This window comes from Paraburkholderia sp. (assembly GCF_035948235.1).
Classification (GTDB): domain Bacteria; phylum Pseudomonadota; class Gammaproteobacteria; order Burkholderiales; family Burkholderiaceae; genus Paraburkholderia.
The window spans coordinates 1-11,866 of sequence record NZ_DASZJJ010000292.1; the positions used below are offsets into that span (position 1 = coordinate 1).

General features: G+C 63.7%; 10 protein-coding genes and 1 pseudogene. 6 read left to right on the plus strand and 5 right to left on the minus strand.

Annotation, left to right across the window (positions count from 1 at the left end):
- Both VG320_RS25580 and VG320_RS25585 read right to left on the minus strand, forming a co-directional pair.
- Positions 1 to 2,121, minus strand: a 2,121-nt coding sequence (locus VG320_RS25580) for an LPS-assembly protein LptD (protein ID WP_327202860.1), incomplete at its 3' end; no start/stop codon positions are given.
- 37 nt (positions 2,122 to 2,158) lie between these two features.
- Entirely contained in the window at positions 2,159 to 2,551 is a 393-nt protein-coding gene (locus VG320_RS25585) for a hypothetical protein (protein WP_327202861.1), read from the minus strand.
- Positions 2,552 to 2,934: 383 nt separating this feature from the next.
- On the opposite strand from VG320_RS25585, the gene VG320_RS25590 reads away from it, so the two are divergent.
- Together VG320_RS25590 and VG320_RS25595 are read left to right on the plus strand one after the other, a co-directional pair.
- A complete protein-coding gene (locus VG320_RS25590) occupies positions 2,935 to 3,855 on the plus strand; it encodes a glycosyltransferase family 9 protein (protein WP_327202862.1) in 921 nt (306 codons plus the stop codon).
- Positions 3,852 to 4,754 (plus strand): glycosyltransferase family 9 protein, encoded by a 903-nt coding sequence (locus tag VG320_RS25595; RefSeq protein WP_327202863.1) that lies wholly within the window; start codon positions 3,852 to 3,854, stop codon positions 4,752 to 4,754. Before VG320_RS25590 ends, VG320_RS25595 begins: the two co-directional genes overlap by 4 nt.
- A 57-nt stretch (positions 4,755 to 4,811) precedes the next feature.
- Here the strand turns inward: VG320_RS25595 and VG320_RS25600 are convergent, their stop codons facing one another.
- Positions 4,812 to 5,531: a response regulator gene (locus VG320_RS25600; RefSeq protein ID WP_327202864.1), complete on the minus strand. Its 720-nt coding sequence runs from the start codon at positions 5,529 to 5,531 to the stop codon at positions 4,812 to 4,814.
- Complete coding sequence (locus VG320_RS25605) at positions 5,528 to 7,069, minus strand: ATP-binding protein (protein WP_327202865.1); 1,542 nt, start codon at positions 7,067 to 7,069, stop codon at positions 5,528 to 5,530. Before VG320_RS25605 ends, VG320_RS25600 begins: the two co-directional genes overlap by 4 nt.
- 239 nt (positions 7,070 to 7,308) lie before the next feature.
- Here VG320_RS25605 and VG320_RS25610 point away from each other — a divergent pair, with 239 nt between their 5' ends.
- The 3 genes from VG320_RS25610 to VG320_RS25620 all read left to right on the plus strand — a co-directional run bounded on the left by VG320_RS25610 (position 7,309) and on the right by VG320_RS25620 (position 9,406).
- The gene (locus VG320_RS25610) at positions 7,309 to 8,088 is read left to right on the plus strand and encodes a response regulator transcription factor (RefSeq protein ID WP_327202866.1); all 780 of its coding nucleotides are present in this window, start codon (positions 7,309 to 7,311) and stop codon (positions 8,086 to 8,088) included.
- 208 nt (positions 8,089 to 8,296) lie between these two features.
- The gene (locus VG320_RS25615) at positions 8,297 to 8,512 is read left to right on the plus strand and encodes a hypothetical protein (protein WP_327202867.1); all 216 of its coding nucleotides are present in this window, start codon (positions 8,297 to 8,299) and stop codon (positions 8,510 to 8,512) included.
- Positions 8,513 to 8,641: 129 nt separating this feature from the next.
- On the plus strand, positions 8,642 to 9,406 hold the full coding sequence (locus tag VG320_RS25620) for a glycosyltransferase family 2 protein (protein ID WP_327202868.1): 765 nt from the start codon (positions 8,642 to 8,644) through the stop codon (positions 9,404 to 9,406).
- 18 nt (positions 9,407 to 9,424) lie between these two features.
- Here the strand turns inward: VG320_RS25620 and mdtD are convergent.
- Positions 9,425 to 10,834 (minus strand): annotated as a pseudogene (gene mdtD / locus VG320_RS25625) (multidrug transporter subunit MdtD); the annotation flags it as partial.
- Between the two features lie 170 nt (positions 10,835 to 11,004).
- On the opposite strand from mdtD, the gene VG320_RS25630 reads away from it, so the two are divergent.
- Positions 11,005 to 11,865 (plus strand): LysR family transcriptional regulator, encoded by an 861-nt coding sequence (locus tag VG320_RS25630; protein WP_327202869.1) that lies wholly within the window; start codon positions 11,005 to 11,007, stop codon positions 11,863 to 11,865.
- The last annotated feature ends 1 nt before the right edge of the window (position 11,866 follow it).

Consider the following 11,866-nt stretch of genomic DNA (forward strand, 5'->3'; position numbering starts at 1 on the left):
CAGGCGGTGGCTCAGCGGCCATTGTCCGGAGACGATGAACTGGCTGACCGGTTCGGTATCGTCGGTCGAGTCGGTGGCGTCGCGCCGCGTATAGCGATAGGCCACGTTCACGACTTCGCCGGTTGCAGGCGCCCAGGAAACGCCCGTGCTCGTATGGGACAGGTAGGAGTTCGATTCGTCGTATTCAAACGCCTGTTCGGCCTTGAAATTGTTGCCGATATTGAGCGAGCCGCCCGCAATGACGCCGGTGCGCGTGAGGTCGTTGGTGCTGCCGTCCGCGAGCAGCGTTACGCGCGGCGTGGTGAAGTTGTATAGCTGCGCGAGCACGAAGCGCGCGGCCTCGGAACCCGTCGCGGAATCGATGAAACGCGTGGTGATGGCCGCGGTCACGCGATTGGCGTCGGCAATACGATCGTCGCCGACGAAACTATTGGGGCTGAAAATCTCCGCCAGACCGAAATCGCTTTGCGCCGTATCGAACAGCGGCGCGTAGTTCTGGTTGCGATACGGCGTGTAGACGTAATAGAGCCGCGGTTCGAGCGTCTGAATGTACGAGTGGCCGAACAGTGTGATGCTGCGCTCGAACGTCATGCCGGAATCCAGGCTGACGGTCGGCACGTTGACCGAGAAATTACGCGGCTGCCCGGCGATCGGATCGCTGCCCAGCGTGGAGAGATCGTACGCGGCGAAGTGCCACTGCACCTTGGGCGTGATGTACCACGACGGCCGCACGATCGGCATCGACACGTAAGGGTCGAAGACGAAGCGGTTACCCTGGGCCACGGTGCTGTCCGACATCGTGAAGCGCGAAGCGTCAGCCTGCGCACCGAAGTCCAGGCCGCCCACGTTATAGCGCGCGTAGCTCACGTTAAGCTGCGGCTCGCGGTTGTAGACCGAATCGCCCGAGTACGATTGCCAATGCTGCTCGCGCAGCAACACCGACCACGGACCGTTTGAGTAGCGCAGGCCCGCTTCCTGATCGTAGAGCGTGGTTGATCCCAGCAGCGTTTGCCCAGCCGAAACCAGATCCGTATTGACGTTGCCGTCCGACACGCGGTTGTAGTTCACATAGGCGGAAAAGCCCGAGCCGATCTGCCAGTCCTGCTTGATCGACAGCGAATAGCGCTGCGTGTTGGTGAGCGCATCGTGTGGCAGGATCAGTCCGGAGATTTCTCCGCTGTAATTGCTGCCCAGATAACGATAGTCTGCGCTCAGCAACTCGCCGCGCCGGCTGATAATGCGCGGCGTCACCGAGAGGTCGTAGTTAGGCGCGAGATTGACGTAGAACGGCGTCGCCAGATCGAAGCCGCCCGTGGAGCTGAACGAGAACGTGGGCGGCAGCAGACCGCTGCGGCGATCGCTCGAAAGCGGGAACGATAGCCACGGGCTCGCGAACAGCGGAAAGCCCTGAAAGAACAGCACCGCATTGTGAGCGACGCCGGTGTCCGTGCCACTATCCATGTCGAAGCGGGAGGCGCGTAGATACCACGCGGGTTCGCCATCGCACTGGCAGGTCGAATACGTGCCCTGGTGGATCACGGTGCGCTCGTTGTCGATCAGATCCGCGCGCGCGGCGGAACCCCAGCCACCGTTGACCACGAAGCGATATTTCGGTGTGCTGATATAACCTTGCGATGCCTCCACACGCATATGCGCGTAGGGTCCGAAGAAGCTTGCGCCGCTGTCGGTCAGGTTGACGTGGCCATAGGCGTCGGCGGTATCGGTGTCTTCGAAGTAGTGAAGATGGTCGCCTTTAATGACCGAATCGTAGCGGCGCAATTCGGCGTTGCCGTGCAGCGAATAGTCGGTGTCGGCGGTGCCCGTCATCGAATTCGCAAGCGCCGCGGTCGCGCTTTTCTGGCCGGCCTGCAGCGGATGCTCCTGCAATTGCGGGTCGACGCGCAAGGCCCACGCGTCGCCCAGGGCGTCAGGCAGGGAGGCCGGCTGCGAGGCCGCGCCCGCAAGCTGTGCGAGCGCCATCGGCGGCGCGAATCCGGGCACGACGAGCAACAGGGAAATCAGCGGCTTCAGACGGAAGCCGCGCACTACGTCACGCAGGATCAAGATGGGCGAGGTCAGCAGGGGATTGCGGAAGAACCGGGGAACGTGCGCTGGGGGCACGCACGCGCGCGCCGTTGCGCCGCTTCATTGCAGCCACTCATTGCAGCCACTTCGCGCGCGCGGACAGCGCGGCTTCGTGATGCGCGGCGGACTCGAGCGCTTCGACGATGCCGGGGATCTGCTCGCACGGCACCGTAAACGACAGGCTGGCGGTGCGCGAGAGCCGGAAGCGGATCACGAGCTGGTGCGTGCCGTCTAGCCTGCCGATCTCGCAGCCGCGTGCTTGCATGAGCGTAAAAGACGGCGCAGGACTGTTGTCGATGCGCTGGATCTGCTCCATTGCATTGGGCAGCGCGACCAGCAGGTCGTTGAAAACCGAGCGGTGCAGCGCTGCCGTGGCGTCGCCGTCGTGGATCAGCAGGAATTCGCCGTCCGCGCTCAGGTCGGCCGAGCTGATCTGACGCACAACGGCCGTCACGCCCTCAGCCATGCGCGGGCGCTCCAACGCGCGCAGCGTGTGCGATGCGAACGCAAGTAAAAGGACGGTGCGTGAGCATGACAGGTCTCTGGCAGATTGCGATGGCGTCACGATAGACGAAACGCGCCTTGCATTGGGTTACTGCACTTGTGGTTCTTATTAACGTATCTTTCAACGCCGTTTTGGCGCCACGGTGTTTTCGCGTCTTTTGCGGCTGTGCGTGCGAAAACTGGCGTTTTTTCAGCGTTATTCGCCGTAACTAAAGGGTAACCGCCTGAAATTTTGCGCGCGCTAAGCTGCCGCCGTTCATGTTCAACGTGTTTGTTCAACTGAGCGGACGTCACACGGTGGTTGCGGGTCAACTGTCGCAGAAGGTCGCTCTGACTGGAATCACCATGCGATCTTTGCAGCCGGCCGCCCGCGTGGCCGTGGTCTTGTCTCCCGCGCTGGGCGACTCCCTGTTGATGATGATTGTCGTGCGTAATCTGCACGAAAGCGGCGTCGCCGTCACGGCCTTCGGCCGAAACGCCGTCACGCTGAACGGCTGGTTTCCGGATCTCGACATCCAGCCCGAACTCACGCGCGATACCGCGCAGGCCATCCTGCCGCGTTACGAACGCGTAATCGCGATGCGCCGCGACGGCCCGATCGCCGATCCCGGCTTGCAGCTTCCCGAAGTCGTGCTGCTCGAAGTGGCGTGCCGCGCGCGTTCGTCGAAATCGATGGCCGAGCGCCTCATGCAGTTCAGCCGCGACGAACTGGGCCTCGCGCAGGCCGGAAAAAGCAACGGCATGAGCGCGCCAGGCGCACTTGAACATCGCCGCCATCGCAACCGCATCGCCATTCATCCGACCGCCAGCACGCGCGACAAATGCTGGCTGCCGTCGCGTTTTGTGCGCTTGGCGCTCAGGCTGCGCAAGCTTGGCTTCGATCCGCAATTCGTGGTGGCGCCGTCGGAACGTGACGCCTGGACCTTCGTGCAAGCACATGGCATTGGCTTGCCGCAGTTGGGTTCGCTGGAAAACGTTGCGGCGTGGCTGTACGAATCGGGCTGGTTCATCGGCAACGATTCCGGCATCGGCCATCTTGCGTCGTGCCTGCAGGTGCCGACGCTTTCGCTCTTCATGCGGCGCGGCCTTGCGCGCACATGGCAGCCGGGCTGGGGCGCGGGGCGCGTGGTGGTGGGCGGCTATCTGCCGACCGCGCGCCTGCGCGAGCGTTACTGGAAATACACGCTTTCAGTGACGCGCGTGGCGCGAGCCTTCGATCAGTTGCGCGAGCAGATCCAGGCTCAAGCGCGCGAGGCGCTCGCATGACGCGTGCCGCCCGTGCCGGGCGCGTGCATCGCGTCGCCCTCATCACGTCGCATGCGCTGGGTGACACGCTGCTGTTGATGGTGATCGCGCGGAATCTGCTCGATCATGGTGTGGAGGTTGCCGTGTTCGGCCGCGTATCTCACGCGCTGCGCGGCTGGTTTCCCGATGTCGATATTCGCCCGGTTCCCGATGAAGGCCATCTGTGCGCTGAACTCGCGCACTTCGATATCGTGTTGCAGATGCACGATCATCAGCCGGTGCGCAACCTGAACGCATTCCACGCGAATGTGCGGATTCTGGAGACGCTCACGACCGATATCTGGAATCGGCCAATGGTGACGCGCTTCACGGACTTTTGCCGCGCCGAGTTTGATCTCGACGAAGTTGGCACGGGCAACGGCATCGTGCCGCGAGCAGGCTTGCAGCATCGCCGCTACACCCGCCGCGTGGTGATCCATCCGGAGGCGAGCAGTTCGGACAAGCGCTGGCTGCCACACCGCTTCCTGCGGCTGGCGCGCCATCTCGAACGCTGGGGTTACGAGGTGGCGTTTGTCATGGCGCCCGACGAGCTTGCGCGCTGGGACGCCTTGTTGCTTAGCCGCTTCGCAGTCCATACATTTTCGAATCTCGACGGGCTGGCGGCGTGGCTCTACGAATCCGCCTGGTTCATCGGCAACGATTCGGGCGTGGGCCATCTGGCCGCGAATCTTGGCATTCCCACCTTGAGCCTGTTCCGGCGTCGTGCGGTGGCGCAGCGCTGGCGTCCGGCCTGGGGCAATGCGCAAGTGGTGCTGCCGTGGCAGTGGTTGCCGGGTGCCTCGCTCAAGGAGCGCTTCTGGCGCGAGACGCTGACCTGTTCGCGTGTGTTGTCCGCCTTCGCGCGCATGACTGAGGCGTAGTGGCAACGGTGCCAGCGTTCATTCCCGACGCTGGCGCGTGTCTTTTATTTTCCCGCTTTACTCCTCGATCGGCTCCATCTCCAGCCGATACCCCACCCCGTAGATCGAGCGGATCATGTCCTGATCCGGCCGGATCGCCTGGATCTTGCGGCGCAGATTCTTGACGTGCGAGTCGATCGTGCGATCCGCTACCACGCGATGATCTTCATAAAGCGCGCGCAGCAGATAGTCGCGTGCGTAAATGCGGCCCGCGCCCGCGTGCAGCAGCGCCAGCAGACGGAATTCGATGGGCGTGAGGTGCAGATCCCGTCCGTCGAGGCGCGCGGCGTGATGCGGGACGTCGATCGAAAACGGCGTGGGCACCGCACCTTCGGCTTCCTGATGGGCGCGCGCGAGCAGTTCGGCGCGACGCAGGATCGCCTTGACGCGCGCCACCACTTCGCGCGGACTGAACGGCTTGCAGACGTAATCGTCCGCGCCGAGTTCCAGTCCGAGCAGGCGGTCGATTTCATCGACGCGCGCGGTGATGATCATCACCGGCACCGCTGAAAACGAGCGCAATTCACGGCATATTTCAAGCCCGCTGCGTCCCGGCAGCATCAGGTCGAGCAACACCATCGACGGCGCGTACTCGCGCACCCAGGGAACGACTTCCCGTCCGTCCGCGAGGATCGTGGTGGTGAAATCTTCCTTGGCCAGATAGTCGGCAAGCAGCGCCGCGAGCTTGGGCTCGTCTTCGACGATCAGGATGGAGGGCCGGGTGGTCGGATCAATCATTGTTGGTGTAGGCGTGGAAGTTGGACAAGCACGCGCAGGCCTCCGAGCGGCGAGCGCGATGCTTCGATGGTGCCGCCATGCGTCTCCACGATGCGCTTGCATAGCGCGAGACCGAGCCCCGCGCCGCCGCTTTGACGGCTGCGCGATGGGTCGACGCGGAAGAAGCGGTCGAACAGATGCGGAAGCAACGGTGCGGGCACGGGCGGGAAGGAATCCTGAACATCCACATAGACAGCGTGGTCGTCTTCCGTAATGGCGACGTGCACCTGGCCGCCGGCATTGGTGTAACGCAGCGCGTTTTCAAGCAGGTTTTTCCAGAGCTGGGTGAGCCGGTACGGATCGCCCGAGAGCGTGGCGTGCCCGACCTTCGATTCGAAACCCAGCGCGATCTGCTTGGCGGCCAGGCGCTCGCGAAAGGCGTCGCATGACGCCTCCACAATTGGCGCGAGATCGAGCGGCACTTTCTCGAACGAGAGCTGCCCGATATCGGCGAGCGAGAGTTCGTACAGATCGTCGATCAACTGGCTGAGCATGGCGACTTCGGCTTGTAGCGAGGCAATGGTCGCAGCGTCCGGGCGGCGCACGCCGTCCTCGATCGCTTCGAGTTCGCCGCGCAGCACGGAAAGCGGCGTGCGCAATTCATGCGATACATCGGCGATGAAATCGCGCCGGTCGCCCTCGGCTTTTTCCAGCGAAGCGGCGAGACGGTTGAAATCGCTCGCCAGCATCTGCAGTTCGTCGCTGCCTTTGGCGGGCACGCGCGTGGCGTAGTCGCCGCCCGCAAGCCGGTGCGTCGCCGTGACGATGCGCTTGATAGGCGTGAGCAGGGTGCGTGCGAGCACCATTGCGATGGCGGCGGAGAGCAGGGCGGTGAAGCCCACGATGATCCAGGTCGCCTGGATCTGGCGATCCTTGAAGCGGATTTCGGCCTGATTGATAAGCGCGGCAGGACCCGTCACGGCAATCCAGCCCACGATCTGCCCCTTGACCTTGAGCGGGTGGCGCACCGCCTCGGGCGGCGGCGCGGGCCCCGCTTTCGTGACGAGATTCATGTTCGCGTCGTAGAGCGAAAAGGGCGGACGATGCGGTCGCGAATGACCGAAAGCGTCGGGCCCGAAGGGGGATGGCTTGCCGCCGTCGGGCAGCAGACCGTCCGGCAGGATGGGGCCGCCGGGGCCGCCAGGGCCAACCGGCCCGCCTGGGCGATTCATATCGTTCGGCCCGAGCCCATTCAACGGGCCAGGCGCGCCCGGAGGGTTCGCGCTGGCGAAACCGAGTGGCTCGTCGGGCGGAGGGCCACCATCGAAGGGCTGCGGCCCCGGCATCGGGTTGCGCATGAAATCCCAGTTGCCGTGCTGTGCATAGGCGGTCTCCAGCTCCCGTTCGAGCGACGCCAGCTCGGTTGCGGCTTGCTCCTGCAGAAAGTCCACGAAGCCGAATTCGAAACTCGCCCGGATCGCCACGCCCATGGCCACGGCCACGACTACGCACGCCGAAAGGATCGCGAGGAAAAGTTTGAATGTGATGCTGGCTCTCATGAAGCTTTCAGCCGGATGCCAAAGAAAGGGTGTAAGGACTGCGGGAAATGAAGCGTTATTTTCGCCTGAAGCAGACCGTAAGGGTCGCATGCAGGGTGCGAATTCACATTTTCTCCAGTTTTCACGACTTTTTCCTGCACCGTTGTTCCGTATGATCCGTCGCACATCGAATCGTCCTGGACGTCTCTTGTGCGCAGGCACGATCGATGGCCTGCAATCACCTGGTGAGGGACAGATCGATGGATATTCACGTGCTGGTTGTCGAGCCTGATCAGGTATCTCGGGACAATCTGCGCAGCTACCTGCAGCGCCAGCAGATCGCCATGTCGGTGCTGTATGGCACCCAGGGCCTGGAGCAGCGCCTCGCGCGCGAGATGCCTTCGCTGATCATTCTTCGCCATGAAGCCTGCGAGATTGACGGTATTGGCGCGTTGCGCAGCCTGCGCGAGGCGGGATACGCGGTGCCCGTGATCATCGTGAGCCGCACCAACGACGTGGCCGACAAAGTGCTGGCGTTCGAACTGGGCGCCAACGATTTTCTGGTCGATCCCTACGATCCGCGTGAATTGCTGGCGCGCATGCGCCATGCGCTGCGCTGCAAGATCGATCTGCCGAATTTGCCGGGCAAGGAAGCGCGCTACGCGTTCGACAGCTTTGAAATCGATGCGGTTGGCAATCAACTATTCAAGAATGGCGCGCGTATTTCGGCGCCGCCGCTGGCGCTCGCCGTGCTCACCGTGTTTGCCGCAAACCGCATGCGGCCGCTTTCGCGCGAACGCATTCTGAGCCTGCTCGACCGCAATTCGAAACTGCATGCACGCAGCCTCGATGTCGTGGTCTTTCGCCTTCGCAAACTGCTGGGTCTGTCGCCGTGCGGGCGTCAGTACATCCAGACGCGCTACCGCGACGGCTATGTCTTTTGCCCGGACGATGCCTTTTTGACCCTTTCCGGTGCCGCGCCCCAACGCGATCAGGTAATGGAATGTGATCTGGAAAGCTCCGCCTTGTTAAGCGCATGAGGCCACGAAGGCCGTAAGCACGGTGCGGATCGGAATATTCCGCACGCAAAAGCGGCAAGGCAGGGAAAGGGAGTGTAACGGTGCGTAAACACGCGCCACAAGGTTTCTGCAAGCATACGAGCCACTACGACGCGAGCCAAACGGCGTGAGGCTGGACCTGCTGCGCCGCGCTCGCACGATTCACCCTGTTTTTATGAAGAGTTCGAACATGAAGAAAAGCATCGCCCTGGCGGGTGTACTTGCGCTGGTGACGGCGCTTGGTGGTTGCTGCCTGTTTCCGTTCTGCGGGCCTGGCCCCGGAGGCGGCGGCGGTGGTGGCTGGGGCGGTCACGGCGGCGGCCCCGGTGGTGGTGGCCCTGGCGGCGGCGGTCCGGGCGGGCCGCAAGGCGCGGTCGTCGTTCCGCATGCTTCCTCGCTGACCTGATCTCCCCGATTCCCTTTTAAGCGCTGCGGCTGGCTTCGGTCGCCGCAGCCGCCGCGGCCGATGCAATTACGTAGCCGGCCGCCTGTAATGCTTAGTAGTACATCGTAAGAATGTGAAAGCGAGAATGATTTGAAAGTATCTCAGCTAGGCGTCGCGATCATCACGATGAACGCCGCGCAGCATCTCGCGGAGTGTCTGCAATCCGTGCGCTTTGCGGGCGAGATCGTCGTGCTCGACAGCGGCAGCACCGACGACACCGTCGAAATCGCGCGCCAGCACGGCGCGCGCGTGATCGAAAGCGCAGACTGGCCCGGCTTTGGCGTGCAGAAAAACCGTGCGATCGCCGAGCTATCCACGCCGTGGGTCCTTTCGCTCGACGCCGACGAAATCGTCACGGCCGAACTGGCCGAATCGATCCGCGCCGCTGTCTCCCAGCCGGAGCTTGCGACGTATGCCGTCGATCGCCTGTCGAGTTTTTGCGGAGAATGGATCTATCACTCGGGCTGGTATCCCGACTGGATTCCGCGCCTCTTTCCGCGCGAGCTTGCTCGATTCTCCAACGACCTCGTGCACGAACGCCTTGTTTATGACGTGCCGTGCAAGCGGCTCGAAGGCAAATTGCTGCACTACTCCTACGACAGCTACGAAACTGTGCTGCGCAAGATGGACGCGTATTCGACGCTGGGCGCCGAACAACGGCGTGCGGGCGGCAAAAAAAGCAGCGTGCGCAAGGCGCTTGGACGCGGCGCATGGGCGTTCATTCGCACCTATCTGCTGCGGCGCGGCTTTCTTGACGGACGCGCGGGGCTGATTATCGCCGTGTATAACGCCGAGACCGTTTACTACCGCTTTCTAAAACTTACGCGCTTCGACACGGTAAGTAAAACGCAGTAAGCAAATCGCACGCGCCGATCAGCGGCGCGCCGATCCCGCTGGCACCGCAGACGCCGGCGCGGCGACGGAAGCCGGCGCATCGATGCGCCGGAAGATCAGCGCGGACACCAGCGTAATCACGCCTACTGCCGCGAAACTTACGCGAAAGCCCAGCGCCACTGTGCCGCCGTGCGCCTCGACGAGGCTCACGAGCGCACCGCCAATCGTCACGCCCAAGCCCATCGCCAGCATCTGCACCATCGAAAACAGGCTGTTGCCGCTGCCCGCGTCCTCGTGCGAGAGGCCCTTGAGCGTGACGCTGTTCATCGCCGCGAACTGCATCGAATTGGCCGCGCCGAAAATCGCCAGCACGACGATTTCGACGGCGACGGGCGTGCCGCGAGAAATGAGTGCGAACGCAACGATCGAGGCACCCACGATCGACGTGTTCACGAGCAGGAAGGCGTCGTAGCCATAGCGGCGGATCAACGGCGCGATCCAGCGCTTGGCCACCGTGCCCGCGAGCGCGGCTGGCAGCATCATGAGACCCGAATGCAGCGGCGAATAACCCAGTTCGAGCTGCATGAGCAGCGGCACCAGAAACGGCACCGCGCTCGAACCGATCCGGCACACCAGATTGCCGATCAGACCGACACTGAAATTGGGCTCACCAAAGAGCGCGAGCCTGAAAAGCGGATCGCGGCGGCGGCGTGCATAAGGCACGTAGACGAGCGCGGCGGCAAGGCCGAGTGCGAACAGTCCCGCCGACCAGGCGGCGCGATGCGTCTGCACCGGCGCATCGAAAGCAAGCGAGAACGCGATCATGCACAGCGACACCAGCGCGCAGCCGGCCAGATCGAAGGGCGGCGCAGCGCTGGCCGACGCACGCGGCAGATAGCGCTGCACCGCGAGCATGCCCGCAAGGCCAATCGGCACATTGATAAGAAAAATCCAGTGCCATGTAATGGCCTGCACGAACCAGCCGCCAAGCGTCGGCCCGACAATGGGGCCCACCTGGCCGGCCACCGAAATCAGCGCCAGCGCCGAAACATATTGCTCGCCGCTCACGGCGCGCAGAACAGCGAGACGGCCGATCGGCATCAGCATCGACCCGCCGATTCCCTGCAGGACGCGCGCGATTACGAGCTGGCCGAGCGTGTGCGCACTCGCGCAGCACAGCGAACCGAGCACGAAAATAAGGATGGCGGTGAAGTAGACGCGGCGCGTGCCGAAGCGGTCGGCCAGCCAGCCCGAGGCGGGCGTGAGCATCGCCATGGTGAGCGTGTAGGCGACGATCACCGGCTGCATCGCCAGCGGCTTGACGCCCAGGCTCTGGGCCATCGTGGGCAACGCGGTGTTGACGATCGTGGTGTCGAGCGCCTGCATGAAAAAGCCTGCGGCGACGATCCACAGCAAGGCCGTCTGGCTTGAATCCTTGTTCATCGGGGACTTCTTGGGCGCGCGCGGGGTTCAGGGTGGCTGGTGAAGCGCGGACCCGCGGCGCAATGATCTGCAATCCCGTCATGATATTGTCATCGCCCGCAATCGGGAACCCCACTGAGGACGCTGACTGTTATCGGCATTGGCGATAACCAGGCCGAAATGCGTCACAATGCGGCATGCTCAATCCCACCTGGCTCAAATCCTTCGCGACCGTCGCCGCCTGCCACAGCTTCACCGAGGCGGCGCGCCAGCTCGACCTCACGCAGTCGAGCGTCAGCGAGCACGTCCGCCGTCTTGAAGAGGAAATCGGGCGGCGCCTGTTCGTGCGCGATACGCATTCGCTCGCCATCACACCCGACGGCGAGGCGATGCTCGCACACGCGGGCGCGATCCTGCAGGCGATCAACCGCGCCGAATCGCAGTTTCGCGCGCCGCGTCTGCGCGGGCGCGTGCGGCTGGGCTGCTCCGACGACATCGCGCTCGGGCCGCTGCCCGCCGTGCTCACGGCTTTTCGCAACGCGCATCCCGACGTGGAGCTGGAAATCAACATCGGCATGACCGGGCAACTTTACGAGCTGCTGGATGCGGGCGCGATCGAGCTGATGGTGGGTAAGCGGCGGCTGGGCGACCGGCGCGGTACGGCGCTGTTTACGGGGCGGCTGGAATGGCTTGCGCGCGCCGGCACGGCGGTGGACCTTACGCAGCCGCTACCGCTGATTCTCGTGGCCGAGCCGAGCGTGACGCGGGCGGTGGTGCTCGACGCCCTCGCACAGACCGATTTTCGCTGGCAGGTGGTGTGCACGAGCAGCAGCCACTCGGGCTGCGTGGCCGCCGCGCGCGGCGGGCTGGGCATTACGGTGCGTCCGCAATATCTGGCCGCGCGTGGGCTGGCGCCGCCCGTCAACGTGGGGAGTCTGCCTGTGCTGCCCGATGTGGAATTCATCGCGCTGGCGGCAAAACGGCTGAGCCGTCCGGCGCAAACGCTATTGCAACTGCTGCACGACAGCGATCTGCGTGGATCGTGGATTGGCGAATGAG